Below are 26,051 nucleotides of genomic sequence, written 5' to 3'. Positions count from 1 at the left end.
AAGCGGGAATTTGGTTAAAAGCCCTTTAAAATGGGCTTTTTAGATCGCAAATTGCTCCGGCCAGTCGCGACGGGTGGCCACCTGTCCCTCGGTTCTGAGTCTTGCGACAGCGGCAAGATCGATATCGGCAATCAATAGCGTGCTCTGCGTCACCGCATCGCTGTCGCTTTCCGCAAGGATGCCGGATGCCGGCATGCCATAGTCGGACGGCACGTAAAGCGCCGCACGGCCGCGATTTTCATCAACCGCAGGCGACCATGGGGCCTCGCCTGCGGTGGGAGAGGAGAGCACGGCATATTGGTTTTCCAGCGCCCGCGCCTGCGCGCCGATGCGCACCCGGTAAGCGCCTGCCAGCGTGTCGGTGCAGCTTGGCGCGAGAACGAGTTCCACGCCGAGTTCCGCCAGCCTGCGGCCGAGCATGGGAAACTCATTATCGTAACAGATGAGGATGCCGAGCTTGCCGACTGGCGTGTCGAAGGCTTTCAGACCCTCTGCACCGGCATGGATGTTCCATTGCTCCCGCTCGAAACGGGTCATGATCTGCTTGTCCTGATAACCGATCAACCCGTCCGGTCCAAACAGCCATGCCCGGTTGCGGAACTTGCCGTCCGGGTCCTTCACCGGCGCGCTGCCCGGTTGGAAGAGGATTTGATGTTGTCGTGCCAGCTCCTCGCAAAGTTCCACCCAGGAAGGAATAAGCGGCTGTATCTCTTCGATGGAACGATGCAGATCCGACCGTGCCTCGGGCGGTAATTGCCCGGTCAGCGCCATGGCAGAATATTCCGGCAGAAGCAGCAGTTCCGCACCCGTTTCTTTCGCCTCGCGCACGATGGCGGCAAGATGCGCCGCATAGGCTTCCCATGTCTCGATCAGTTCGATGGCATATTGGCTGGCGGCGAGGCGGGTCATCGGTTTCTATCTCCTGCGGCGATGTTCTTCATCCAGAAGGACAGCGGTTTCGGGCTCTCGACGCTCTCATCGATATCCTGCCAGGTAAAGCTGGTGCGCAGCTCGGGGTGGTGGCGGTAGCCGCGCTTTTCCCAGAAGGCATTTAGCGGCACGTAATCTGCCGGGCGGCGCGGGTGATTGGCGGGCCGTTCGACAGCGCAGAAGGTGCACCAGTCGAAGTCGAGACGTCTGGCATGGGCCTCCCGTTCCTCGAAAAACCGCACGCCGATGCCGTGACCACGATAATCCGGCAACAGCACGCTTTCGCCGAAATAAAACAGCTGCGACGGGTCGTAACCGGCCGCCAGGAAAGGCGATTTCACCTCGTCGGTTTCCGCCGCCATGGGCATGCCCGTGGACATGCCGACAACCTGCCCGCCGTCGAGCGCCAGCACGAAAACAGCGCCCTTCGTATCGGCATAGGTGGCCAGATATTTGCGCTCATATTCCACCGAACCATCATAGAGATAGGGGAAGGCGCGGAACACCGTGATCCGCAGCCGTGCGAGATCATCGAAATAGGGTGCGGCATCAATGCCGGAAAGAGACTTGATTTCGACGGTCATGGGCATTTTCACTTTCGGTTCCGCTGGTTATACCGTCATGGAAAACCCGCGCAAGCATTGAACGGAGAAGACGATGACCGCTGCCGAGACCATCCGCGCCTATTACGATGCCTTCAACCGACAGGACATGGATGCCTTTCTGGCGCTTCTTCATGACGAGGTGGTGCATGACATCAATCAGGGCGAGCGCCAGGCCGGCAAGGCGGCTTTTGCCTCCTTCATGGACCACATGAACCGCTGCTATAAGGAAAACCTCACCGACATGGTGATCATGGCGAGCGCAGACGGTAAACGTGCCTCGGCGGAATTCACCGTCAATGGCGAATATCTCAAGACTGATGAGGGATTGCCGGAAGCCGATGGCCAGAAATACGTCCTGCCCGCCGGTGCCTTCTTCGACCTGAAGGATGGAAAAGTTAGTCGAGTAACAAACTACTATAATCTGAACGACTGGATTGCCCAGGTCGGTGCCTGAAGCCTTCATTGTTCCCGCGATAATGGCCATCCGACGGTAATCGGGTTTCCACTATCATGGATATTGACTCCATCATATGGGAATTCTAATCTCATATGATGGAAAACGAAGATCATATTCTCGAACGTTCAATTGGTGAGCGGATCAGGTCGTTGCGGGCCGAAAACGGCCTGACACTGGATCGGCTTGCCTCTGAATCCGGTGTCAGCCGCGCCATGATTTCGCGCATCGAACGGGGTGAGGCGAGCCCGACGGCGTCGCTGCTCGCCCGTATCTGCGCAGCATTAGGCCTGTCGCTCTCCGGCTTCTTCGCCGAAAACGAAGAGGCTGTTTCCCCACTGGTGAGAAAACGCGACCAGCAACTCTGGAAAGATCCGGAGACCGGTTATGTCCGCCGCGCCATCTCCCCGCCTCGCGTCGGTTCCGATGTCGATATTGTCGAGGTCGAGTTTCCGGCCGGTGCTTGTGTCGGCTTTCCGCCGCATGCGGCAAGCCGGGGCATGACGCAATATGTCTGGCTTTTCGAAGGCGTTCTGGAGATGACGAGCGGCGGTACGGTGCATCTGATGGAGCCCGGAGACTGTCTTTTCATGCCGGTCGGTGAAGGACATGTCTTTCACAATCCTTCCGAAAAACCCGCCCGTTACGCCGTCGTGCTGGACCAAAGACAGCGCTGATTTTTCCTGACAGGAGTTTTCATGGCCACCATCCGCGTGCTGAACGGGCAAGAGACGCTCGACGTCCTGCCGGAACTCTGCGAAGTCCTTTCCGCCTGCGTCAATGGCGGCGCATCCGTTGGTTTCATGTTGCCCTTTTCCCCGCAGGACGCAGAGCCCTTCTGGCGAGCCGTGGCGGAAGCGGCGGATGAGGGCGGCACGATCCATGTCGTGGCGGAAGTGGATGGCAAGGTGGTGGGAACCGTGCAGGTGGGCCTCGCTTCCAAACCCAACCAGCCACATCGCGGTGATCTGATGAAGCTTCTCGTGCATCCCTCGGCGCGGGGTCTCGGGCTTGCCCGCAAGCTCATGCAGAAGGTTGAAGAAGAAACGGCAGCCCGTGGCCGTACCCTTTTGGTGCTGGATACGGCCACGGGCAGTGATGCAGAGGCTATCTATCCCCGCCTTGGCTGGGAACGGGTCGGGGTCATTCCCGATTACGCCCTGTTTCCCGATGGGCGTTATTGCGGCACGACGCTGTTTTACAAGCGGATCGGCTAGCACATTTCCGCCGCTTATTGTCCCGGCTTCAGCGTGCGGTTGAAGGCGTCAACAATTATCTTTTCCAGTTCGGCATGAATATCCGCACGGTCGCGCGGCCCGGCTGGTTCGCAGATCGGATCACGCTCGCCAACGGATTTGAGAAACGCATCGGCATCCGGTTTGCAGAGCGGCAGGAAGCTGAAGTGATTGGCCTCGTCGACCTGCTGATAGGTTGCGCCGGGCACCTCGGCTGCCAGTTTGTCCGCCAGCACGGCCGGTGGAATTTTCCCCTTGCTGCCGAGATTGATGAAGGCCAGCGGAATATCGATTGTTTTCAGGCTATCCGGCTGGAAGGCGAGTGCGAGGCCAGGATCGACCAGCACGGCGGAACGAATGCGTGGATCGCGGTTCTGCTGCTCGAAACGGGCCTTGTCGAGGGTTCCGAGGTCGAGCTTCGGTACACTGACCGGCTCGTTGTTGAGATAACCCCGGCCGCCGGCAAACCATTGGCAATCCATCATTGCAGCATGGTCTTCGCAATAGCGCTTATACGCATTGAGATCGGCGCGTGCGCCCGAAATCTCCATTGCCGCGCTGCCACCGAGCGAAAAGCCGAGGACGCCGATCCTCTGCGCATCGATCGCGCCCGACCATTTTCCCTGCGTCGTCAACGCGGTGAGGATCGTGGAAAGATCACCCGTCCGCTCCCAGATTTTCGGCGTATCGGCAGGTGTTGAATCGCCGCTGGTGGTGCCGGGATGGTTGGGGCCGGCGACGATGAAACCTTCGCTCGCAAGCTTTGCCGCGATCCAGGCCATGCCGCTCACTCTCGAGCCCGAACCGTGTGACAGAAGCACCAGCGGCAGGCGACCCGGCTGCACTGTGCTGTCCTTGAAGACGGCCGTGCCTTGAAAAATCCGGTCCTCGCCAGAATGCGTCTGCGTGCCGTTGCCCTCCGAAGGATACCAGACGGTGACGGCAAGGTCCTCGCCACGTTCGGGAGAGTGGATGGCGATTTCGCTGACGCCAACGGCTTCATTTGCAAAAGCCGGCTGGGTAATGAGAGTGGAAAACAGCATGGTGGTGATGGTGACGATGGGACGCATGAAAAACCTCTTGCGGTCGGAAAGAACGAGACCCAATCTGCACCGTCACCTGTTTTTCGCGTCCTTGATCGTGTTTGAGGTCGTACCGAAACGCGATCTGGTCCATGAAAAGACAACAGGTCGTCGATCCGGGATATTTATTCGTGCTTTTCATTCCCCTGCCATTCGTCGTGGCGCTTCTGCTGGTCGTCATGTTCATCGTCTTTTTCCGAAGCGGAGACGATGTGCGGACGAACCGCGCCTTTCTGGCCCTGATCGCGCTTTGCGCCGTGCAATCGGTTCTTGTCGGCCTGCGCTGGGGGTATGGCGTCAATGCCGTACGTTATGTCCTGCCGGTCCTTGCCGCCTGCCTGCCGCCGCTAGTCTATATCGCCTTTCGCGGCTTGATGAGGGTCGGGGCAGACAGCAGGAGAGCGATGCTGGCAAGTCTTGTGTTCTCGCCTTTGTTGGTCGTCGTTCTGGAATTCGCCTTGCCGGTAGTGATCGACCTTGCCTTGATCCTCATCTTCGTCGGCCATGCCGCCGCACTGCTTCTTCTGGGAGGAAAAGGGCCGGATGGGCTGGACGAGGCGCAATTCGCCAGCGTCACTTCTGCGCACAGGGCATTGATTATCGCCGCCATGGCGCTTTGTGTTTCGGCGCTGTTCGATCTTCTCGTGTTCCTCGATTTTGAGTGGGCGCATGGGGAAAATGTCGCCGCGCTTGTCAGCAATGCCAATCTTTTCGGGCTGTTGCTGATCGGTCTGATGGCCGCCCTGGCTGGAAAAAGCAAAGCGCCGCAAACGGCTGCAGAGCCGGCCGAGGAATTGCCGCCTCCCTCAGAACCATCGGAACAGGACCGCGACATAGTCGCTAGCCTCGACCAGCTGATGACAACACAGGCGCTTTACCGCGACGAGAACCTCAACCTGACCCGGCTGGCCAGACGCCTCGGCCTGCCCAGCCGGTTAATATCCGGTGCGATCAATCGTTCCCTCGGCATCAATGTCTCGCAATACGTCAACCAGCTCCGTATCCGCGAAGCCTGCCGGCTGCTGGAGGAGACGGAGCAATCGGTAACCGCGATCATGTTCTCCTCGGGTTTCCAGACGAAGTCCAACTTCAACCGGGAGTTTCGCCGCGTCACCGGCATGAGCCCGGTCGACTGGCGTGAACGGCAGGTGTGGAAGCTGGTCTCGCCAAACAAAACGGCCACCCGGCAGATGCCGGATGACCGTCTGAAGATGGTCGGGAAATGAGGAGGATCAGAGCGTGCCGTTGCGCTGCTGGATCATCATGTAGGTGTCATAGGTATATTCGGCGATCTGCGCCCAGAGATAGGCATCCTTCTTGAAGGCCTGCTGGCTCTCGTAGATCTTCTTGAAGCTTTCGTTCTTGGCCGAAATCTCCGCATAGGTGTCCTGCGCCGCCTTGTGGCAGACATCAAGGATTTCCTGGCTGAACGGCCGCAGGATGGCGCCCTGCGCCACCAGTTCCTTCAGGGCCTTCGGGTTGCGCGCGTCGTAGCGCTCCAGCATGCTGGCGCTGCCGGCGGCGCAGGCGTCTTTCAGGATGCGCTTGTAGTTTTCCGGCAGTTCGTTGAACTTCTGCAGGTTCACGAAGGCATGCACGGCCGGGCCGCCTTCCCACCATGCCGGATAGTAATAGTATTTTGCGACCTTGTAGAAGCCGAGCTTCTGGTCGTCATAGGGGCCGACAAATTCGGTCGCGTCGATCGTGCCCTTTTCCAGCGCGGCATAGACATCGCCGCCGGCGATCTGCTGCGGGGTAACGCCAACCTTCTGCATCACCTGGCCGGTGAGGCCGGCAATGCGCATCTTCAGGCCCTTCAGGTCGTCGATGGTGTTGATTTCCTTGCGGAACCAGCCGCCCATCTGGGCGCCTGTGTTGCCGAGCAGGATCGAGTAGATATTGTGCTGGGCAAGGAACTCGTTGAGCAGTTCATTGCCGCCGGCCTGGTTGAACCAGGCATTCGTCTGGCGCGCGTTGAGGCCGAAGGGAACCGAGGTTCCAAGCGCGAAGGTCGGGTCCTTGCCGACGTAATAATAGGCGCAGGTATGCGCCATTTCGACGGTTCCGGCCGTCACCGCATCGGCCGCCTGCAGCGCCGGCACGATTTCGCCGCCGGCGAAATGCTGGATGACGAAGTTGCCGCCGGAAGCTTCCTTGACGTGATCGGCGACCATCTGGCCAGCACCGAAAAGAATGTCGAGGCCCTTGGTGAAGGACGACGTCATGCGCCAGGTGATTTTGGGGTTTTCCTGCGCAATGGCCGGAGCGGCCAGCGCGGTTGCGGTAACACCGGCGCCAAGAGCGCCCGCCTTTCGGATAAATGATCTGCGATCCATGTCGATAAGCCCTGATACGTCTGCATATTACAGGCGAACCGCACGGTACGCCTCCCAAAGGCTACTAAACATTTATCCTTGCAGCCATCAAGAGGGAATGTTCCAAACTTGTGCGCTCTTCTGCAATCCTGTCGATTGCTGTTTTGGCACGTGATCGCGTTCTTCTTGTGGCTCCTGCCCTGCCGTGGTCAGGGTTGCGTGCGTTTTAATGCCGGATCGTCCATTGCAGGATTATAAAACAGCGAAAGTGTCAGGCTTCTGGCGATGCGTTCCGCCGTTTCCATGAACCAGTCATGGGCCTGCCTGCTCGGCGCGATGTCATCGAGCGTTGCCGAAAACAGCGTGAGCCATTGCGGGAAAAGTTCGGCCGTCATTCCACTCACGCCCAGATGCGCCTGTACCGGCTTGCCACCGTAACCGCCATTCTTGAAGGCGATTGCCGACCAGAACTGTTTCATCTTGTCCATGTGTTCCGGCCAGCGCCCGGAAAGCCGAGCATCGAAAACCGGCCCGAGCGTCGGATGTTTTAGAACGCGGCCATAAAATGTCTCGACAAGCAGATCGATGAAACCGGCATCGACGCCGATCTCAGCCATGGCTCTTTCCGCCTTGTGCTGGATGTCGGCGTTATGGGCGGCCTTTGCCGTGATTGAATCCTGCATCGTGCTTCCTTTTCCATAAATTTACGCCCTCTGGTGGTCCGCCGCAATGCGACGCTTTGACATATTAGAATCATTCTAAAAAGCTTGATTGCGACGGTCTGCCGCTGTATTTAGAATTATTCTAAAAAGGTTTCCGCCATGTTCCGCAGTCTTTTTTCCCTGTCCAAACGCCCCTTCTCCTCGCTCGGCGAGCAGGAAATCCTGGCGCTCGCCATCTCGTCGGAAGAGGATGATTCCCGTATTTACCGCTCCTACGCCGATCATCTGCGCGGGCAATATCCGCAATCCGCAAAGGTTTTCGATGACATGGCGGAGGTCGAGCAGCGGCATCGAAATGTGCTGATCGACATGCATCGCCGCCGTTTCGGAGAAACCATCCCGCTGATCCGCCGCGAACATGTGCGCGGATTTTACGAACGCACGCCGGACTGGCTGGTGAAGAACCTGTCGCTGGAAAAAATTCGCGCCCAGGCGGAATTGATGGAAGCGCAGGCGATCCGCTTTTACGATGAAGCGCTCAAGCGAACCACCGATGCCTCGACACGCAAGCTGCTGGGTGACCTGGCCGAGGCGGAGAGGGGGCACGAAGAGATTGCCCAACGGCTGGAAGAAAAACATCTCGATGAGGACGGCAAGTCCGAAGAGGCGGAAACGGCCAAGCGGCAGTTTCTTCTGACCTATGTGCAGCCGGGCCTTGCGGGGTTGATGGACGGTTCCGTCTCGACGCTTGCGCCGATCTTCGCCGCAGCTTTCGCCACGCAGGATACCTGGCAGACCTTCTTGATCGGCCTTTCAGCCTCCGTGGGCGCGGGCATTTCGATGGGCTTTACCGAGGCCGCCCATGATGATGGCAAGCTTTCGGGCCGTGGCTCGCCGGTAAAACGGGGCTTCGCCTCTGGCATCATGACGGCCGTCGGTGGCCTCGGCCACGCGCTGCCTTATCTCATTCCGCATTTCTGGACGGCCACGGCGATCGCCGCCATCGTCGTTTTCGTGGAACTCTGGGCCATCGCCTTCATTCAGAACCGCTTCATGGAAACGCCGTTCCTGCGGGCGGTGTTTCAGGTTGTGCTTGGCGGTTCGCTGGTGCTGGCAGCCGGCATTATCATCGGCAATGGCTGAAAAAAGAAAGAGCCCGCGGCTGCGGGCTCTCGTCTGTCCAGAATGGTAGTTTGAGTGTCAGCGCAACGCGCCAACCAGGACGTCACGACCATCTTCGATGGAGACCCAGCGGCCGGTATTGAAGGACGCCTGCCGTTTCAGATAGGTGTAATTCGTGTCGGTCCAGAGCTTCACGTCGTCGGTGAGGTTGTCGAGAATATAATCGCCATCGGTGGTACGAAGCGTCAGCACGGCATGGCCTTCACCATCCGGTTTGCGCACGACGGTGATCAGCAGGTCGGCCACGGAAAAACCGCGCTCGATCAGCTTCTTGCGCTTCAGCAGCACAAAATCTTCGCAGTCGCCGGCCGTCGTCGGATATTCCCAGACTTCGTCCTTGCCGTAGATTTCCTGATCGGTCATCGCCACGATTGTGGTGTTGACGGAGGTGTTGATCTCACGAATGACGCCCCAGCCATATTCGGTAACGCGCGGCGGCGGCGTCATCTTGTTGCGAATGTTGCATTCATCCGCATATTTCTGACAGAACTCGTAATGGCCGATCGGCTGGGAGGTAATCCCGCCCGTCACCATGGAAGGGCTTCCCTTGATTTCCGCCATGGCGGAAGCAGCAGTCATTAGCCCGGCGGCAACTGCAAACAGCAGCGCACGCGCCAGCGGTGCGTTCATCATGAAACCCGTCCCTTAATTCTTAATGAAAAGTTAAGAGGGATGGGGGGTAGGAGTCAATCATTAGCAATCGGTGGCTCGCAAGACTCGTTGAATATGGTTAAGAGCGTTGCGCAAATGCCTATATTGCAAGGGCTTTGACGGCTGCGAGCATCCTGTCGATATCCTGCGGCCGGGAAAGCCGGTGGTCGCCGTCGCGGATCAGCGTCAGCACCACATCGTCGGCGGGAAGATGTTCAACGAGCTTGAGTGCGTGCTGATAGGGAACGTCGGGATCACGCATGCCCTGCAGGATGTGAACGGGGCAGCCGGTGGTGATGATGCCCGTAAGCACGCGGTTCTGCCTGCCGTCCTCCATCAGCGCCCGGGTAAAGATGTTGGGTTCAGGGCTATATTCCGAATGTTCCTCGAAATAGCCTCTTTCCACCAGCGACGTCTTTTCCGCTTCCGTCAGGCTGGGCTCTATCAACTCCGCAGTGAAATCGGGAGCCGGGGCAATAAGAACCAGACCGGCGACGGAGGGCGCACCGCCTGCCTTGCGCAGCTCCTCGACCATGCGCAACGCAATCCACCCACCCATGGACGAGCCAACGAGGATGACACGCGCCGGTGCCTTGGCGCGTAGCACGGCGAGTGCTTCTTCCAGCCACCGCGAAATCGTGCCTCTTTTGAAATCGCCACCGGAAGCTCCGTGGCCGGAATAATCGAGCCGCAGGCAGGCGAGGCCATTTTCCGCTGCGAAGCGATCGAGCTCCACAGCCTTGGTTCCCCTCATGTCGGAACGATAGCCACCGAGCCAGACGAGCAGGGGTGCGTCCGGCTGTGATGCTGCGCGGCGATGGAGAAAAGCGATGTTGCGGGCGTCGTCACCCGCTCCCATATGCAGGAATTCAGCGGCTTGTTCGGTCATGTATATGCAATTCTCCTGATTTTCGTGCAATATCGGCGGCGTATTTGCAAAAACCGTGGCAAGAGGTGATCTTTTCGGGCAGATATGCTATTGACTTCGCCACGGCAATAACGACATTTCCGCCGCTTGTACCAAACAAGCTGTTTTTTGCTGACGTGATCCAGAAACAGATCAGGAGAATACGACCATTCGCAGACCTTTCAAAGCCGATGCCCCCGTCAAGGAGGGCCCGCGCTCCAACCGGGAAATTCGGGTTCCCAGAGTTCAGCTTATTGATGAAGAGGGCCAGAACCTCGGTAGCATGCCGACGGATCAGGCTTTGAAAATGGCGGAAGAGGCCGGTCTCGATCTCGTCGAGATTTCGCCGAACGCAGAGCCGCCGGTATGCAAGATCCTCGATCTCGGCAAGCTTAAATACTCGACCCAAAAGAAAGCCGCTGAGGCGCGCAAGAAACAGAAGATCGTCGAGGTCAAAGAAATCAAGATGCGCCCCAACATCGACACGCATGACTATGACGTGAAGATGAAGGCGATGAACCGCTTCTTTGACGAGGGTGACAAGGTGAAGGTGACGCTGAAGTTCCGTGGCCGTGAAATGGCCCACCAGGAACTTGGCATGAAACTTCTCCTCCAGGTGAAGGAAGATACCCAGGCGATTGCCAAGGTGGAAGCCGAGCCGAAGCTGGAAGGCCGTCAGATGATGATGGTTCTCGCCCCGAAATAATTTTGCGCCAGTCCTGAAAGCTGCGTAAATAACCGCCGCAAGGGGAAATTTTCATTCCCCGTTGCGCTTTTAGCCGACTGCGGTTATAAGCGCGCGTCCGAACGGTCCGGCAGGGCATGCCGAGGCCGTTCCTGAATAGCTTGAAATAGGCCTCGTCTGCCTGTTTCGATACAAAAACACGGAGTAGCAAAATGCCCAAGATGAAGACGAAGTCCGCTGCAAAAAAGCGGTTCAAGATCACCGCTACCGGTAAGGTTGTTGCAGCCGCCGCCGGTAAGCGCCACGGCATGATCAAGCGTACCAACAAGTTCATTCGCGACGCGCGTGGAACCATGGTTCTCGCCGAAGCTGACGGCAAGAAAGTCGTCAAGAACTACCTGCCGAACGGTCTCTGAGACTTTTCCGCACTTTTGGACACTTTAAGGAGATCATGACATGGCACGCGTAAAACGTGGCGTAACTTCCCGCGCCAAGCACACCAAGACACTCAAGGCAGCCAAGGGCTTCTACGGCCGCCGCAAGAACACCATCCGCGCAGCAAAGGCTGCTGTGGATCGTTCCAAGCAGTACGCTTACCGCGACCGCAAGGTCAACAAGCGCAACTTCCGCGCTCTGTGGATCCAGCGTATCAACGCTGCTGTTCGCGAATTCGGCCTGACCTACGGCCGCTTCATCGACGGCCTGAACAAGGCTGGCATCGAAGTCGACCGCAAGGTTCTGTCCGACATGGCTATCCATGAGCCGGCAGCATTCGGCGCGCTCGTTGAAGCAGCGAAGAAGGCTCTTGAGTACCTCAAGGATGCTGGTACGACCAACGAGTTTGAAACCGCTGTAAAGTAATTACGGCGCGGACAATCTGTTGTTCATTTGAAACCCGCGCCGGTCCTCCGGCGCGGGTTTTCGATTTTTTGGAATTCACGGCAGTTCCGGCAAAGGCGTAGAGCGTTTTGCACCGGGGTTGCCAGAAGGGTGGGGCATCCAGCTTTCGGTTGGCATGTTCCATTGGGGGGCAAGAATGCTGGTTGCCGCAAGTGAGGCGGAAAAGGCGAAGGGTTTCCACGTCCATCTCGAAGATGGCGATATCGCAGCCTTGATGCGGGTTCTGCTTAAAAGCGAGCGCCGCGTGCAGAAACTCGAGCTTTCCACAACGACCGTCTGGATAAAACGCCAGGGCACGGAAACGCCGTCCTGGTGGATAAAGCTGCAGACTTTTCTTGCAAAGCTGCTTCCCTATACCTTTATGCGTCCTTCGCCGCCGCTTGATGGCGCCGGTCTCATGCGCCGCGAACTCGAAACGCTGGAGGCCTTCAAGGCCCGTGGTTTCCCCGTGCCCCCCGTCATCTATTCCTCGCTGACGGCCGTTGTGCTTGGCGATGTCGGCCCCACCATCATGGAGCGCATGGATGCGATAAAGGCCACGACACCGGTGGAGCACGATACGCTGCTTGTAAAATCCGCAGAGGCGCTTGGCGAGTTGCATGCGGCGGGTCTCTGCCATGGTCGTCCGCATGTGCGTGACTTCTTTCTCCAGGACGGCCGTGTCGGTTTCATGGATTTCGAGGAGCGTCCTCAGGAGGTCATGCCGCTGGAAACGGCGCAGGCCCGCGATATATGGCTGCTGTTTTTACAGGTTGCCACCCGCGCCTGCGATGCGCCGGGGACCTGCGATGCGGCCTTCGCCCGCTGGCGCGAAAACGCCCCGCCCCGGGCGCTGGAAGAATTGTGCCGCCTGACCGGCATTCTCGGGCGATTTTTACCGCTTGCCCGGTTGATCGGGCGCGTGCGGATGGGTAGTGATCTGCGACGCTTTATCATGGCGACCGACTATCTGATGAATGCTGTGAACCCCGAAGCCGCTGTCAAAAAGACCGGCAAGGCAGGAAAAGATGACTGAACTTGATACCTTGAAATCGCAATTGATGTCGGAGATCGCCGCTGCTGCCGATGAACCGGCCATCGAAGCCGTGCGCGTTTCCGCGCTGGGCAAGAAGGGCTCGGTTTCGGAGCTTCTGAAGACGCTGGGCAGCATGACGCCGGAAGAGCGCCAGACCCGCGGTGCTGCCATCAACCAGCTCAAGACTGAGATCACCGATCTTATCGGCGAACGCAAGAATGCGCTGAAGGATGCTGCCATTGCCGCCCGGTTGAAGGCGGAAACGGTGGATGTCAGCTTGCCGGTTCGCCAGTCCCCGGCCGAGCGTGGCCGCATTCATCCCATCAGCCAGATCGTCGATGAAATCACCGCCATCTTCGCGGATATGGGTTTCTCGATCGCCGAAGGTCCCGATATCGAGACCGATTATTACAACTTCACGGCGCTGAATTTCCCCGAAGGCCACCCGGCCCGCGAAATGCACGACACCTTCTTCTTCCAGCCGGATGAAAACGGTGAGCGTAAGGTGCTGCGCACGCACACCTCGCCGGTGCAGATCCGCACCATGGAAAGCCAGAAGCCGCCGATCCGCATCGTCATTCCCGGCAAGACCTACCGTCAGGATTCCGACGCCACCCATTCGCCGATGTTCCATCAGGTCGAAGGCCTTGTCATCGACAAGAAAGCGCATGTCGGCAATCTGCGCTGGGTGCTGGAAGAGTTCTGCAAGACCTTCTTCGAGGTCGACAGCGTTGTCATGCGTTTCCGCCCGTCCTTCTTCCCCTTCACGGAGCCGAGCTTCGAGGTGGATATTCAGTGCGACCGTTCCGGCCCGATCGTCAAGTTCGGCGAAGGTAACGACTGGATGGAAATTCTCGGCTGCGGCATGGTGCACCCGAACGTGCTGCGTGCTGGTGGGCTGGACCCGGACGAATATCAGGGCTTTGCCTGGGGCATGGGCCTCGACCGCATCGCCATGCTGAAATACGGCATGCCTGATCTGCGCGATTTCTTCAACGCCGATGTCCGCTGGATGAACCATTACGGCTTCCGCCCGCTCGACATGCCGACGCTGTTCGGCGGTTTGAGCGTTTAATCCGGTTAGCCAAGGAGCAAAGACATGAAATTCACTCTTTCCTGGCTGAAAGAGCATCTGGATACCGATGCGACGCTGAACAAGATTTGCGAGCGGCTGACGGCAATCGGCCTCGAGGTCGAAGAAGTTGACGACAAGGCGGCTTATAAGCCTTTCGTCATTGCCAAGGTGGTTTCCGCTGAAAAACATCCTGAGGCCGACCGCCTCAAGGTGCTGATGGTCGATGCCGGTGATGGCAAGCCGGTGCAGATCGTCTGCGGTGCGCCCAATGCACGCGCCGGCCTTGTCGGTGCGCTGGCGCGTCCGGGCGTGTATGTCCCGGGTATCGATGTCACCCTTGCTGTCGGCAAAATTCGCGGCGTCGAAAGCCACGGCATGATGTGCTCCGAAAAGGAGCTCAACATTTCTGACGATCATGACGGCATCATCGATCTGCCGCAGGATGCCCCTGTCGGCACGTCCTTCGCCACCTATGCCGGCCTCGACGATCCGATGATCGAAATCAACCTGACGCCGAACCGTCCGGATTGCACGTCGATCTACGGCATTGCCCGTGATCTTGCGGCTTCCGGTCTCGGCAAGCTGAAGACAAGGCCTGCGCCGTCCTTCAAGGTGGAAGGCGCAACGCCCGTCGATGTGAAGCTGGAACTGGACGATGCGGCGCTCTGCCCCGGCTTTTCGCTGCGCATCGTGCGTGGCGTGAAGAACGGCCCGAGCCCGAAATGGATGCAGCAGCGCCTGATGGCAATCGGCCTGCGCCCCATCAACGCTCTTGTCGACATCACCAACTACATGACCTTCGATCAGGGTCGGCCGATGCACGTCTTCGACGCTGCCAAGGTCAAGGGCGATCTGACGGTTCGTCGTGCGAAAGAGGGTGAGACGATCCTCGCACTCGACCAGCGGGAATATAAGCTCGGCCCGAACAATGTCGTCATCGCCGACGAAAAGGGCCTAGAGTCCATCGGCGGCGTGATGGGCGGCGAACATTCCGGCTGCGACGAAAACACTGTCGACGTGCTGATCGAGTCCGCACTCTGGGATCCGATCAACATCGCCAAGACCGGCCGTTCGCTCGGCATCATCACCGATGCGCGTTATCGTTTCGAGCGCGGCGTTGATCCGGAATACATGGTTCCAGGTCTGGAGCGCACCACCGAACTGGTTCTGGAACTCTGTGGCGGCGTCGCTGGCGAAGCCCGGGTCGTGGGTTATAAGGGCCATCAGCCCAAGGTCGTGGATTTCCCGCTCGCGGAAGTGAAACGCCTGACGGGTCTGGAAGTCTCGGCAGAAGAGAGCCTCACCATTCTCAAAGGCCTCGGTTTCGGTGTCGAGGGAACGGGCGAGCGCGTTTCCGTCACCGTCCCGTCCTGGCGTCCTGATGTCGACGGCAAGGCTGATCTGGTGGAAGAAGTCATGCGCATCCACGGCGTCGACAATATCAAGCCGGAACCGCTGGAAAACTTCGGTGCCGTCAATGGTCGTATCCTGACCACGCTGCAGATTCGCACGCGTACTGCGCGCCGTGCCCTGGCAAGCCGTGGCATGCTGGAAGCCGTCACGTGGTCCTTCATTCCGGAAGCGCAGGCGAAGCTCTTCGGTGGCGGTTCGCCGGCCCTGAAGCTCGCCAACCCGATTGCGGCCGATATGTCGGACATGCGGCCCTCGTTGCTGCCTGGCCTGTTGACCGCCGCCCAGCGTAATGCCGACAAGGGGCATAGTGACGTCGCGATCTTCGAGGTTTCCGGCACCTATGAGGGCGATACGCCTGAGAAGCAGCGCCGTGTTGCCGGCGGTGTCCGCCGTGGCACGGCCTCGCTCGCAGGCAGCGGCCGCATGTGGTCCAATGCTGCCAAGGGCGGCGGCAAGCCGGTGGATGTCTATGACGCCAAGGCTGATGCGCTCTCGGTGCTGGAAGCCTGCGGCCTGCCCATGGCCAATGTGCAGATCGAAGCCGGTGCGCCTTCCTGGTATCACCCCGGCCGTTCCGGCACCATCAAGATGGGCCCGAAGGTCGTGCTCGGTTATTTCGGTGAATTCCATCCGAAGACCCTGTCCGAACTGGATGTTTCCGGTGCCTATTGCGGTTTCGAGATTTATCTCGATGCCATGCAGGAGCCGAAGAAGAAGGCGACCCGTACCAAGCCCGCACTTGAGCTTTCGCCCTTCCAGGCCGTCAAGCGCGACTTCGCCTTCGTGGTGGACAAGTCGGTCGAGGCGGGTGCCATCATCAAGGCCGCGACGAGCGCCGACCGTAAGCTGATCACCGGCGTCAATGTCTTCGATATCTTCGAGGGGGCGTCGCTCGGCGAAAACCGCAAGTCGGTGGCCATCGAAGTCCAGATCCAGCCGGTCGACAAGACGCTGACGGATGAGGATTTCGAGGCGCTGACGGCCAAGATCGTTGGCAATGTCGAGAAGTCGACAGGTGGCGTTCTGCGTGCTTGAAAGCCGATGGCTGAATGAAAAAAGCCGCGGCGGTTGCCGCGGCTTTTTTTGTTTTTAGCGGTTGGCCATCTGGGACATGCGCGCGGGATAGCGTTCCCCCGCAACCTTTGCCGGCGAGAGGAGGGCGCCGAGGCTCGCAACTTCTTCCGCCGTCAGCGAAACATCCGCTGCAGCGACGTTTTTCTCCAGATTGGCGATTTTTGTGGTGCCGGGGATAGGAGCGATGAAGTCGCCCTGTGCCAGCACCCAGGCGAGCGCCAGTTGCCCGGCGGTAACGCCCTTTTCAGTCGCCATGTCTTCCAGAAGCTGGATGAGCGCCAGATTGGCGTCGAAGTTTTCGCTTTGGAAGCGCGGCAGGCCGCGACGGAAATCATCGGCGGCGAGGCCGTCGAGTGACTTCAGCGCGCCCGTCAGAGCCCCGCGCCCGAGCGGGCTGAAGGGGACAAAACCAATGCCGAGTTCACGGCAGGTTTCCAGCACGCCATTTTCCTCCACATCGCGGGTCCACAGCGAATATTCGCTCTGAATGGCGGCAATCGGATGGGTGGCGTGCGCTTTGCGAAGCGTTTCGGCACTGGCTTCGGAAAGGCCGAGATGTTTCACCTTGCCTTGCTTCACCAACTCCGCCATGGCCCCGACCGTCTCTTCGATCGGCACATCGGGATCGACGCGATGCTGGTAAAACAAGTCGATGGCATCGACGCCAAGACGTTTGAGCGAGGCTTCGGCGACGGCGCGCACATTTTCCGGCCGGCTGTCGGTGCCCACCATCATCTGGCCTGCGGGTTTGCTGGGGTCGATCCTGAAACCGAACTTGGTGGCGATGACCACCTTGTCGCGATAGGGCTTCAAACCCTTGCCGACGAGAATCTCGTTATTGTAAGGCCCATAAACCTCTGCCGTATCGAAAAAGGTGACGCCGAGTTCGACGGCGCGGTGCAGCGTCGCTATTGCGCTGCTTTCATCGCCGGTCGGGCTATAGGCATGGGTCATTCCCATGCAGCCGAGGCCAAGCGCCGAAACGGATAGGTTGTTTCCAAGGGTTCTTTGTTTCATCTGTTCGTCCTTCCATAAGGAACCGCCCGTCATCAGGGCGTGATCAGAAAATAGTGTCTCATGGCGATAAAAATAATCGCTGCAAATCTACTTGGGTTGTTCTATCATTTAGAACAATGAACCGTGTGCAACTCTCCCAGCTGGCCGTTCTCGCTGCCGTTGCCGAAGGCCGCAGCTTCCGCAAGGCTGCGGCTGAACTCGCCATTGCGCCCTCCGCCGTCAGCCATGCCGTCTCGTCACTGGAGGCAAGCCTTGGCCTGCGTCTGCTTCATCGTACCACCCGCAGCGTTTCGCCGACAGAGGAGGGAAGGCGGCTTCTCGAAACACTGGGTCCGGCGCTTGCAGATATCGATGCGGTCATCGAGACGCTTGCCGAGCATGGCGGGAGACCGGCCGGCCCCCTGCGCATCACCCTGCCGAGGCTGGCCGCCGAGGATCTCATCGTGCCGCGACTGGGTGAGTTCCTGCGGCTCTATCCCGATATTTCACTCGAAATCTCAACCGATGACCGTTTTGAAGATATTGTCGCGAAGGGTTTCGATGCCGGGCTACGGCTCGGGGAGCACCTCGACGCGGATATGATTGCGGTGAAAGCCAGCGGCGCATGGCGCGGCGCAATTGTTGGTTCTCCGTCCTATTTTGCAGAAAATCCACCACCACGCGATCCCAGGGATCTCATCCGCCATCGCTGTATTCGCCGCCGTTTCGCCAGTGGTCTTATCTATCGCTGGGAACTGGAGAAGAACGGCAAGCCGCTGGTGGTCGATGTGCAGGGACCTTTGATCCTGTCGGACCAGAGCCTCATTCGCCGGGCAGCGATCGACGGGGCAGGGCTCGCCTTCGTTTTCGAGCAGCGCGTCGAGGACGATATCAGGGAGGGCAGGCTCATCCGCGTGCTGGAGGACTGGTGCGCACCCTTTGACGGCTTTTATACCTATTATCCCTCCCGCCGGCAGATGCGTCCGGCGCTGAGGGCTTTTGTGGATTTTTTCCGCTTCCGGGGCTGATCAGAACTTGATGCGATAGCGAATATGGCCGTCGCTTTTCACGTAGCTGTCGTAAAGTTTCTGGGCGCGGTGGTTGTCCTCGCCCGTGTGCCAGTATAGCCGTGACCAGCCCTTTTCCTTGCAGATGGTGATAAGATCGTCCATCAGCGCCCGGCCCGTTCCCTTGCCACGGATTTCCCCATCGACAAATAAATCCTCCAGATAGCAATCCGGCGTCTTCACCCAGGTGGAATCATGGAAGTGGTGGATGGCGAAACCCGCCATCCCGTCACCCAGCACGGCCACACGCATCGAAACACGGGATGTGGGATCAAGGATGCGCGCCCAGGTATGGTCGGTGACGTCATCGGCAAGCTCGACCTCATAAAAGGCAAGGTAATCGTTCCAGAGGCGCAGCCATTCCGCCCGGTCAGCCGGCTCAGCGTTACGAATTGCAAGTTCCATCTTATGCGCCTGCCTTGTCGAGAAGGGTCATCATTTCATCGGTCAGTTTCAACTCGATGGCGCGTTTGAAGCTTTCAAGCTGCGACAGGCTGGTGGCACTGGCAATCGGCGCGGTTATCGCCTTTTTCCGCAACAGCCACGCCAGCGCGATATCGGCGAGCTTGGCCCCGGTCTGTACCGCCACCGCATCCATCGCGCCTAGAACGGCAAGGCCACGCGTGTTGACATATTCGCCGACGCGATAGCTGCGGGCAACGCCTTCCGTATCGGCCTTGGCACGGTATTTCCCGGTCAGGAAACCGGCGGCGAGGCTGTAGTAGTTGATGACGCCAATCTCTTCCTTCACACAGAGATCAGCAAGCGGACCTTCGAAATCCGCACGGTTGTAGAGATTATATTCCGGCTGCAGCACGTCGTAACGCGGAAGACTGTTTTTCGCAGCCGTATCCAGCGCCTCCTGAAGCTGGCTGGCGGAATAGTTGGAGCAGCCAATGGCGCGGATTTTTCCCTGTTCCTTCAGCTTTGCAAAGGCGGCAAGCGTCTCTTCCAGCGGCACCTCGGCATCCGGCTTGTGGGCGAGGTAGAGGTCGATATAGTCGGTCTGCAGCCGCTTCAGCGAGGCTTCGACAGCCTCTGCGATCCACTTGGCGCTGAGGCCGGTCTTCTGGCCGCGATTGTCAAAACCGACCTTGGTGACGATCACCGCATCCTCGCGCTTGATGCTCGATTGCTTCAGCCATTTGCCGATGATGACTTCGGATTCGCCGCCCTCATGCCCGTCTACCCAGGCGGAATAGACATCCGCCGTGTCGATGGCGTTGAACCCGGCGTCAAAAAAAGCGTCGAGCAGGGCAAAGGAAGTCTTCTCATCCGCTGTCCAGCCGAACACGTTGCCGCCAAAGACGATCGGGGCGATGGAGAGGCCGGTGCGGCCGAGGTTTCGTTTTTCCACGGGGAATTCTCCTGTTGCTGACTTTGTGGCAAGGTTAGCAACTGCTCATCCGCATAACCATTCAATTCCTTTGATGGCACTCATCAGGCAATGGACGGAAGCCGGCGAGATCAGCTCCGATAGCGGCGATAGTGGCTGGGAGGAAGGTGATTGTGCTGTTGCCACACGCGCCGCAAATGCCGGGCAGAGGCAAACCCCGCCCGTTCGGCAATGGACTCCATATCGAGGCGGCTATTGGCGAGAATGTCACGGGCCAAATTGACCCGCATCAGATTGACATAATCGATGACGCTGATGCCGGTATGTTCGCGAAACAGGCGTGACAGATGCCTTTCGCTGAGGGCTGCAATATCGGCCAGGCTTTCCAGTGACCAGTCCTGCGCTGGCTCTGCCATCACCCGGTCCTGCACGCGGTGAATGGCGGGGTGCATGTGGTTACGGCCTGTCAGCCAGGGCGAAATTTGCGGATCGCTGCCGTTGCGCCTCAGATAGACAACCATGGTTTTTGCAATACGCGCCGCAACGGCCGGGGATGTCAGCCGGGAAACCACATGCAGCATGAGATCGATGCCGGTGGAGATGCCCGCGCTTGAAAAGCGGTTTCCGTCCTCGACGAACAGTCGGTTTTCGGCCACCTGGGACAATGGCGCGATGCGTCGCAGCGCCTCGATGCAATCGGCATGGGTGGTGCAGCTTCGTCCATCGAAAAGTCCGGCCTCTCCCGCCAGCAATGCGCCGGAGCAGATGGAAATGACGGTGGTGTCGATACGTGCGACGCGGCCCAGCCATGCCGTCAATGCCTGACGCTCCCGCCGCGTTTCCGGCTCGCACTCGGAACGTGAAGTGCTGCCGGAGATCAAGAGAAACGCATTTTCCGGAAGCGCCGCGGGCAGGGCCGCCAGCCCGCAAAGGTCAAGGCCGATCGAGGATTGTTGCCTGTCCCTTGACGCAATGTAGCGGCAGTCGAAAAAAATGTCGCTTTGCTCGTCATTGGCATAACGGATGACCTGCAGGGGGCCGGCAATATCGAGCAACAGCGCGTGCGGCGGCACAAGCGTATAAAACGGAATGATGCGTGTGCCGCCTTTATCCATCAAGCTGCTTCTTTCAAGGTTGCAAGCGCGTCGTTCACAGTGGCGATGCGCGCGAAGCGCCCCGCCAGCACCAGTTCGGTCCGTTTGCGGATATCGTCGGCGCTGAACACCGTGCCGGAGGCATGTGTCATCGGAAAGGTCAGCGTCGCCTCGGTGACGTAATCGACGCTGTAGCCGAGATCGGAAGCGTGCCGGGTGGTCGTTTCGCAGCATTGTTCGGTGCGGATGCCTGAGACGATCAGCCGGTTGATACCTTTCTGCGTCAGCCAGATTTCAAGGCCGGTGCCGGCAAAAGCCGAATGACGGTTCTTGTGGAAGGTCACGTCCGGGACGATCCTTACACCCTCCAGCGCGCGGACATAGCCGCTGTCTTTCGAGAAGGCCTTGTCGCCATCGACATGGAAGATTTGAACAACGGGAATTCCCGCGGCCTTGGCGCCGTCGATCAATGCCTGCTGTTTCTCCAGATAGGCGGTGAGCCCGCTTTCCTCGAAATAAGGGGTGTGCCGAAACGATTCCTGAACGTCGATGACGAGCAGTGCGGTGTGAGAAGAGGACATTTTATGTTTCTCCATTGGGGGTACTGATAGCATAATTCACCTTTATAAGTATCGATAAAAGCAACCAGGCCGACAAAGGCAGGACATATCCAGCCATACTTTATACTGACCGGATTTTGCCGGCTTGCCACACGGTGCCGGGATGGTAAGTTTCCGAAGAAATGGCAGAGTGGGAGAACGGGAATGCTGCGCTTCGGAATAATCTCAACGGCGAAGATCGCTCAGGATCACGTCATTCCGGCAATACAGGATGCGCAAAACTGTGTGGTCAGCGCCATCGCCAGCCGCGATCACGCCAAAGCGCGTGCAGTGGCCGAGCGTTTTTCCGTGCCCAACGCCTTCGGTTCTTATGAGGAGATGCTGGCATCGGATGTGATCGATGCGGTCTATATCCCGCTTCCCACCTCCCAGCATGTGGAATGGACCATCAAGGCGGCCGATGCCGGCAAGCATGTTCTGTGCGAAAAGCCGATTGCGCTGAAAGCGGAAGAGATCGATACGCTTATCGCCGCACGCGACCGCAACGGCGTTATTGTGTCCGAGGCCTTCATGGTCACCTATGCGCCGGTCTGGGCCAAGGTGAAGGAGTTGCTGGCATCGGGCGCCATCGGCACGCTGAAACATGTGCAGGGCGCTTTCAGCTATTTCAATCGCGATCCCGGCAACATGCGCAATATTCCCGAACTGGGCGGCGGCGCCCTGCCGGATATCGGCGTCTACCCGACCATCGTGACCCGTTTTGCCACCGGCGCGGAGCCGAAGCGGGTGCAGGCCACAGTTGAGCGCGACAGGGAATTCGGTACAGATATCTATTCCAGCGTCAGGGCTGATTTCGGCGATTTCGAACTGAGCTTTTATCTGTCGACCCAGCTTGCGGCCCGTCAGCTCATGGTCTTCCACGGCACGGATGGTTACATCGAGGTCAAATCCCCTTTCAACGCCAATCGCTGGGGTGCGGAAGAGATCGAGCTGACCAATCAGGCCCATAGCCAGTCGCAAATCTTCCGGTTTCAGGATAGCCGTCAATACAAGCTGGAGGCGGAGGCTTTTGCCCGGGCGGCAAAGGGCGAGGGCGAAGTCGTCACGCTGGAAAGCTCGCGGAAGAACCAGCTTTTTATCGACGCCATCTATCGGGCAGCTGAAAAGGACGGTTGGGAAACGGTTTAATCCCGGTCCAATTGTCGTTTTTGCAGCCGTCGGTAGCCGTAAAGCGCCAGCAGCAATGCCGCGAATGCTGAAAAGGCGAGCGGGATAAGCGGCTGGACCAGCGGGTTGCGCCACTGCAGCAACACAAACAGCCCGACACCGACGATGCGGGAGGTGAGCGTCACGGCATTCACGAGAAAAACGCTCAATGTGGCGGGTGCACGGCTGTTGGAGCGGTTCAGCCGCCAGCTCGTCGCAACGCCTGCCGCCGCACCGGGCAATCGGGCGGCCAGCGGATCGACACCGAGATAGAAAATGAGCAGGCAGGTGACTGTAAGGTCAGCGGCCAATCCGCAAATCTCGGTCAACGCGAAGTGCGGAAGTCTCAAGGCCGTGAGCTTTTAAAGTGTCGGTTGCGTGGAGCGCGGGCGTTGCAGCACGAGAAGGCCGATGACGACACCGACGACGCCAAAATTATAACCGGCTAGCGCCAAAAGCAGCGACATCAACGGCACGGCCGTGGAAGAAAGCGCCATTGCTACACCATAAGCGCCGATAATCATCATGCAGATGAAAATGATGCTGAAGACAGAACGCAACGCAACTGCGGTTACGCCAAGCACTGTGGCGGTAAGAAAAATCATGGATGCCGCCTCCTCTTTGGTTGCCGGGCCTAGGACAAGACCTAGCGTCTTCTTCCCTAACGAACCCTTGTTTTCTCCTCCGTTCCCTGTTTTCCTAACTCGTTAGTTGAGGATATGGTTTCATCGCCGTTAAAATCGGGCTGGCGAGCACCGGCATTTCCGAATCGACGGGTTTTGGTTACAAACGGTCATGAGCGATATCTTCTCCCACGCCGCATTGAGCAATCTCGCCGAGTTCTCGGTGTCCGAACTGTCGGGTTCCATCAAGCGCACGGTGGAGACGGCTTTCGAGCAGGTGCGGGTGCGCGGCGAGATTTCCGGCTATCGCGGCCCGCATTCTTCCGGTCACGCTTATTTCTCGCTGAAGGATGATCGCGCCCGCATCGATGCGGTGATCTGGAAGGGCACGTTTTCACGGCTGAAGTTCCGCCCGGAAGAGGGCATGGAAGTCATCGCGACGGGCAAGGTCACCACCTTTCCCGGCTCCTCGAAATACCAGATCGTCATTGAAAGCCTCGAGCCGGCCGGTGCCGGCGCACTGATGGCGCTTTTGGAAGACCGCCGCCGGCGTCTGGCGGCGGAAGGGCTGTTCGATGCGGCCGGAAAGCGCCGCCTGCCGTTCATGCCGCATGTCATCGGCGTCGTTACTTCACCCACCGGCGCTGTCATTCGCGATATTCTTCACCGCATTTCGGATCGTTTTCCCGTCCATGTCGTCGTCTGGCCGGTCAAGGTGCAGGGCGAAGGCTCGGGCGAGGAAGTGGCGAACGCCATTCGCGGTTTCAACGCGCTTCGGCCTGGTGGTGAGATCGCCCGCCCGGATGTGCTGATTGTTGCCCGTGGTGGCGGCAGTCTGGAGGACCTCTGGAGCTTCAACGACGAAATCGTCGTGCGCGCTGCGGCTGAAAGTGAAATTCCGCTGATTTCCGCCGTCGGACACGAGACGGATACAACATTGATCGATTATGCCGCCGATGTGCGCGCACCGACGCCCACGGGAGCGGCGGAGATGGCCGTGCCGGTGCGCGCGGAACTGGAAGCGCAGCTTTCCGGCATTGCTGCCCGCCTTTCCGGCTCGGTGTCGCGGCAGATGGACAATCGCCGCCAGGGTTTGCGGGCGCTGGTGCGGGCGCTGCCGTCGCTCGACCAGCTTCTGGCCCTGCCGCGCCGCCGTTTTGACGAGGCCGCAAGCGGTCTCGGTCGTGGGCTTGAAATGACCACGCTGAACAAGCGCCGCGCCTTTGAGCGCTCCGCTTCGGGGCTTCGGCCGGAAACTCTTCTGAACGGTCTCAAACACCACAGGCAGAGGATCACCGAGCGTATGCACCGGGCCGAGACCCTGGTGGAACGCCGGCTCTTGCAGGGCAAAGGCCGCGTCGATGCCTTCGATTCCGCGCTGCGTTCGCTACCAGCCCGCCTGCTTGGCCAGCTGGAGCGGCAGAAGGAACGCGTCGTCACCGCCGCGCGCCGGGCCGATACCGCCGTCCTGCATCGCATGGCGCAGAACCGCTCGGGTCTTGCCGCCCACAATCGCATCCTGCAATCGCTCTCTTATAAGAACGTGCTGAACCGCGGTTATGCCGTGATCCGTGATGAAGAGAACCGGCCGCTGACCCGTGCCGCGGCCATTGCCTCCGGCGCTGTCGTGTCTATGGAATTTGCCGACGGTCGCGTCTCCGCCATCACAACGGGAGAGGGAACGCCGTCCCCGGATGCCGCCGCCGCACAAAAAAAGAAGCCGGCGAAACCGGCTTCTTCAGACCCTGGCAATCAAGGTAGTCTGTTTTGATCAGATCGACGCCGCATCCGAAAAACGGCGGCTGACGGTGAAGGTCTTTTCGATATCCGGATGCAACTCCATGCCAAGGCCGGCACCCGGCGGCACGGTGATCATGCCGTTTTTCACTTCGGGTAAAGCGGTCACGAGATCGCGATACCAGGTCTTGTAGAAGGCGCGCACGCTTTCCTGCACCAGCGCGTTCGGCGCATTGAGCGACAGATGCGTGGAGGCGCAAAGCACCACCGGCCCGGTGCAATCATGCGGCGCGACCGGCAGATGCCAGGCTTCCGCCATGGAGGCGATCTTGCGTGCTTCCGAAAGCCCGCCGCACCAGCTGATGTCAAGCATCACCACGCCGGCAGCACCGGTTTCCAAGAGATCGCGGAAAGCCCAGCGGGAACCCAGCGTTTCCGATGCGGAAATCGGCGCGGGCGACACGGCGGCATACCGCGTCAGGCTGGAAAGGCTGTCCATCTTGATCGGGTCTTCGTGCCAGAAGGTCTGATAGGGGGTAAGCGCCTTGGCGATCTGCATGGCAGGTAGAAGCTGCCACATGGAGTGGAACTCCACCATGATATCCATCTTGTCGCCCACCGCCTTGCGGATTTTTTCAAACGGCTCGAGCGCGCTTTTCAGGTCCGGCATCGAGATATATTGCCCGCGCGTCTTTTCCGCTGCCGCATCGAAAGGCCAGATCTTCATGGCCGTAATGCCGTCTTCCAGCAGCGAATGGGCAAGCTCGTCCGCCCGGTGCAGGAAGCCGTTCAGATCGTCATAATCCCTGCCGTCGGCCATGCCGTAATTCGCCGTCTGCTGGCCGGTCGCCTTCTTGATATATTCCGTACCTGCGCAGGTATTGTAGGTCCGGATTTCCTTGCGGCTAAAACCGCCGAGAAGCTGGGCGATGGGCTGGTTGGTGGCCTTGCCGAAAATATCCCATAGCGCGATATCGAAGGCGGAATTGCCCCGCACTTCCGCACCGGATGAGCGGAAGCCGAGATAACCGACAAGATCCTGAGCTAGAAGATCGATCTGCAGCGGATCGCGACCGATCACGCGCGGGGCGATATATTCGTGCACGTAGGTTTCCACCGTCTCGGCGCCGAAGAAGGTTTCGCCGAGCCCGGTAATGCCCTCATCCGTGTGGACCAGAACCCAGAGCAGGTTTGCCCGTTCCGCCACGCGGACGGTCTCGATTTTCGTAATTTTCATGAGTCTCTCT

Annotated in this window: 29 protein-coding genes; 14 read left to right on the top strand and 15 right to left on the bottom strand. The window is 59.0% G+C overall.

The window, feature by feature from the left end; all coding sequences use genetic code 11:
- Nucleotides 1–39 precede the first annotated feature (39 nt).
- Both M0412_RS11805 and M0412_RS11800 read right to left on the bottom strand, forming a co-directional pair.
- Nucleotides 40–909 (bottom strand): carbon-nitrogen hydrolase family protein, encoded by an 870-nt coding sequence (locus M0412_RS11805; RefSeq protein WP_269700351.1) that lies wholly within the window; start codon nt 907–909, stop codon nt 40–42.
- Nucleotides 906–1,514 (bottom strand): GNAT family N-acetyltransferase, encoded by a 609-nt coding sequence (locus M0412_RS11800; protein ID WP_269700349.1) that lies wholly within the window; start codon nt 1,512–1,514, stop codon nt 906–908. The genes M0412_RS11805 and M0412_RS11800 overlap by 4 nt, the downstream gene beginning before the upstream one ends.
- 73 nt (nt 1,515–1,587) lie before the next feature.
- On the opposite strand from M0412_RS11800, the gene M0412_RS11795 reads away from it, so the two are divergent.
- The 3 genes from M0412_RS11795 to M0412_RS11785 all read left to right on the top strand — a co-directional run bounded on the left by M0412_RS11795 (nt 1,588) and on the right by M0412_RS11785 (nt 3,206).
- Complete coding sequence (locus M0412_RS11795; protein WP_142840843.1) at nt 1,588–1,989, top strand: ketosteroid isomerase-related protein; 402 nt, start codon at nt 1,588–1,590, stop codon at nt 1,987–1,989.
- Nucleotides 1,990–2,084: 95 nt separating this feature from the next.
- The gene (locus tag M0412_RS11790; RefSeq protein ID WP_371338199.1) at nt 2,085–2,666 is read left to right on the top strand and encodes a helix-turn-helix domain-containing protein; all 582 of its coding nucleotides are present in this window, start codon (nt 2,085–2,087) and stop codon (nt 2,664–2,666) included.
- Between the two features lie 21 nt (nt 2,667–2,687).
- The gene (locus M0412_RS11785) at nt 2,688–3,206 is read left to right on the top strand and encodes a GNAT family N-acetyltransferase (protein WP_065114625.1); all 519 of its coding nucleotides are present in this window, start codon (nt 2,688–2,690) and stop codon (nt 3,204–3,206) included.
- A 14-nt stretch (nt 3,207–3,220) separates the two neighbouring features.
- Here M0412_RS11785 and M0412_RS11780 read toward each other — a convergent pair whose 3' ends face one another.
- Nucleotides 3,221–4,294 (bottom strand): alpha/beta fold hydrolase, encoded by a 1,074-nt coding sequence (locus M0412_RS11780; RefSeq protein WP_269700346.1) that lies wholly within the window; start codon nt 4,292–4,294, stop codon nt 3,221–3,223.
- A gap of 143 nt (nt 4,295–4,437) precedes the next feature.
- Between M0412_RS11780 and M0412_RS11775 the strand changes: the two genes are divergently transcribed.
- On the top strand, nt 4,438–5,532 hold the full coding sequence (locus M0412_RS11775; protein WP_269700635.1) for an AraC family transcriptional regulator: 1,095 nt from the start codon (nt 4,438–4,440) through the stop codon (nt 5,530–5,532).
- A gap of 6 nt (nt 5,533–5,538) precedes the next feature.
- On the opposite strand, the gene M0412_RS11770 is transcribed toward M0412_RS11775, so the two are convergent.
- Both M0412_RS11770 and M0412_RS11765 read right to left on the bottom strand, forming a co-directional pair.
- A complete protein-coding gene (locus tag M0412_RS11770) occupies nt 5,539–6,642 on the bottom strand; it encodes a TRAP transporter substrate-binding protein (protein WP_262516375.1) in 1,104 nt (367 codons plus the stop codon).
- Nucleotides 6,643–6,830: 188 nt separating this feature from the next.
- Entirely contained in the window at nt 6,831–7,304 is a 474-nt protein-coding gene (locus tag M0412_RS11765; protein ID WP_269700342.1) for a group III truncated hemoglobin, read from the bottom strand.
- Nucleotides 7,305–7,442: 138 nt separating this feature from the next.
- Here M0412_RS11765 and mbfA point away from each other — a divergent pair, with 138 nt between their 5' ends.
- Nucleotides 7,443–8,426: an iron exporter MbfA gene (mbfA, locus tag M0412_RS11760; protein WP_269700340.1), complete on the top strand. Its 984-nt coding sequence runs from the start codon at nt 7,443–7,445 to the stop codon at nt 8,424–8,426.
- Nucleotides 8,427–8,483: 57 nt separating this feature from the next.
- On the opposite strand, the gene M0412_RS11755 is transcribed toward mbfA, so the two are convergent.
- Together M0412_RS11755 and M0412_RS11750 are read right to left on the bottom strand one after the other, a co-directional pair.
- On the bottom strand, nt 8,484–9,098 hold the full coding sequence (locus M0412_RS11755) for a transglutaminase-like cysteine peptidase (protein ID WP_142840851.1): 615 nt from the start codon (nt 9,096–9,098) through the stop codon (nt 8,484–8,486).
- 118 nt (nt 9,099–9,216) lie between these two features.
- Nucleotides 9,217–10,005 (bottom strand): carboxylesterase, encoded by a 789-nt coding sequence (locus M0412_RS11750; protein WP_269700338.1) that lies wholly within the window; start codon nt 10,003–10,005, stop codon nt 9,217–9,219.
- Between the two features lie 187 nt (nt 10,006–10,192).
- Here M0412_RS11750 and infC point away from each other — a divergent pair, with 187 nt between their 5' ends.
- The 6 genes from infC to pheT all read left to right on the top strand — a co-directional run bounded on the left by infC (nt 10,193) and on the right by pheT (nt 16,146).
- Nucleotides 10,193–10,729 (top strand): translation initiation factor IF-3, encoded by a 537-nt coding sequence (gene infC, locus M0412_RS11745; protein WP_077224822.1) that lies wholly within the window; start codon nt 10,193–10,195, stop codon nt 10,727–10,729.
- Nucleotides 10,730–10,920: 191 nt separating this feature from the next.
- Entirely contained in the window at nt 10,921–11,124 is a 204-nt protein-coding gene (rpmI, locus tag M0412_RS11740; protein WP_003493355.1) for a 50S ribosomal protein L35, read from the top strand.
- Nucleotides 11,125–11,164: 40 nt separating this feature from the next.
- Nucleotides 11,165–11,569, top strand: a complete 405-nt coding sequence (gene rplT, locus M0412_RS11735; protein WP_003507464.1) for a 50S ribosomal protein L20 — start codon at nt 11,165–11,167, stop codon at nt 11,567–11,569.
- Between the two features lie 175 nt (nt 11,570–11,744).
- Nucleotides 11,745–12,623, top strand: a complete 879-nt coding sequence (locus M0412_RS11730) for a phosphotransferase (protein ID WP_269700312.1) — start codon at nt 11,745–11,747, stop codon at nt 12,621–12,623.
- The gene (gene pheS / locus M0412_RS11725) at nt 12,616–13,698 is read left to right on the top strand and encodes a phenylalanine--tRNA ligase subunit alpha (protein WP_110755727.1); all 1,083 of its coding nucleotides are present in this window, start codon (nt 12,616–12,618) and stop codon (nt 13,696–13,698) included. The genes M0412_RS11730 and pheS overlap by 8 nt, the downstream gene beginning before the upstream one ends.
- A 24-nt stretch (nt 13,699–13,722) precedes the next feature.
- The gene (gene pheT, locus M0412_RS11720; protein ID WP_269700308.1) at nt 13,723–16,146 is read left to right on the top strand and encodes a phenylalanine--tRNA ligase subunit beta; all 2,424 of its coding nucleotides are present in this window, start codon (nt 13,723–13,725) and stop codon (nt 16,144–16,146) included.
- 54 nt (nt 16,147–16,200) lie between these two features.
- On the opposite strand, the gene M0412_RS11715 is transcribed toward pheT, so the two are convergent.
- The gene (locus M0412_RS11715) at nt 16,201–17,202 is read right to left on the bottom strand and encodes an aldo/keto reductase (RefSeq protein ID WP_269700306.1); all 1,002 of its coding nucleotides are present in this window, start codon (nt 17,200–17,202) and stop codon (nt 16,201–16,203) included.
- Between the two features lie 116 nt (nt 17,203–17,318).
- Here M0412_RS11715 and M0412_RS11710 point away from each other — a divergent pair, with 116 nt between their 5' ends.
- On the top strand, nt 17,319–18,209 hold the full coding sequence (locus M0412_RS11710; RefSeq protein WP_269700304.1) for a LysR family transcriptional regulator: 891 nt from the start codon (nt 17,319–17,321) through the stop codon (nt 18,207–18,209).
- On the opposite strand, the gene M0412_RS11705 is transcribed toward M0412_RS11710, so the two are convergent.
- The 4 genes from M0412_RS11705 to M0412_RS11690 form a co-directional block, all read right to left on the bottom strand.
- Entirely contained in the window at nt 18,210–18,653 is a 444-nt protein-coding gene (locus M0412_RS11705) for a GNAT family N-acetyltransferase (RefSeq protein ID WP_269700302.1), read from the bottom strand.
- Between the two features lies 1 nt (nt 18,654).
- Nucleotides 18,655–19,605, bottom strand: a complete 951-nt coding sequence (locus M0412_RS11700; RefSeq protein WP_269700299.1) for an aldo/keto reductase — start codon at nt 19,603–19,605, stop codon at nt 18,655–18,657.
- Nucleotides 19,606–19,715: 110 nt separating this feature from the next.
- Nucleotides 19,716–20,699 carry a GlxA family transcriptional regulator gene (locus M0412_RS11695; protein ID WP_269700297.1) on the bottom strand — a complete coding sequence of 328 codons (984 nt, stop codon included), beginning with the start codon at nt 20,697–20,699 and terminating at the stop codon, nt 19,716–19,718.
- Entirely contained in the window at nt 20,699–21,259 is a 561-nt protein-coding gene (locus M0412_RS11690) for an isochorismatase family protein (RefSeq protein WP_269700295.1), read from the bottom strand. The genes M0412_RS11695 and M0412_RS11690 overlap by 1 nt, the downstream gene beginning before the upstream one ends.
- A 183-nt stretch (nt 21,260–21,442) precedes the next feature.
- Here M0412_RS11690 and M0412_RS11685 point away from each other — a divergent pair, with 183 nt between their 5' ends.
- Entirely contained in the window at nt 21,443–22,426 is a 984-nt protein-coding gene (locus tag M0412_RS11685) for a Gfo/Idh/MocA family protein (protein ID WP_269700293.1), read from the top strand.
- Here M0412_RS11685 and M0412_RS11680 read toward each other — a convergent pair.
- Together M0412_RS11680 and M0412_RS11675 are read right to left on the bottom strand one after the other, a co-directional pair.
- Complete coding sequence (locus tag M0412_RS11680) at nt 22,423–22,794, bottom strand: hypothetical protein (protein WP_269700291.1); 372 nt, start codon at nt 22,792–22,794, stop codon at nt 22,423–22,425. The genes M0412_RS11685 and M0412_RS11680 overlap by 4 nt on opposite strands.
- 12 nt (nt 22,795–22,806) lie before the next feature.
- Entirely contained in the window at nt 22,807–23,049 is a 243-nt protein-coding gene (locus M0412_RS11675; RefSeq protein WP_080818188.1) for a hypothetical protein, read from the bottom strand.
- 190 nt (nt 23,050–23,239) lie between these two features.
- On the opposite strand from M0412_RS11675, the gene xseA reads away from it, so the two are divergent.
- Nucleotides 23,240–24,838: an exodeoxyribonuclease VII large subunit gene (gene xseA, locus M0412_RS11670; protein WP_269700288.1), complete on the top strand. Its 1,599-nt coding sequence runs from the start codon at nt 23,240–23,242 to the stop codon at nt 24,836–24,838.
- Here xseA and M0412_RS11665 read toward each other — a convergent pair whose 3' ends face one another.
- Entirely contained in the window at nt 24,839–26,041 is a 1,203-nt protein-coding gene (locus tag M0412_RS11665) for a mandelate racemase/muconate lactonizing enzyme family protein (protein ID WP_142840864.1), read from the bottom strand.
- Between the last annotated feature and the right edge of the window lie 10 nt (nt 26,042–26,051).

The sequence above is a fragment of the Agrobacterium sp. O3.4 genome (assembly GCF_041414895.1).
In the GTDB taxonomy this organism is placed as follows: domain Bacteria; phylum Pseudomonadota; class Alphaproteobacteria; order Rhizobiales; family Rhizobiaceae; genus Agrobacterium; species Agrobacterium cucumeris.
Note: the sequence above shows the minus strand (reverse complement) of the source record. Positions and strands in the feature narration are given on the sequence as shown.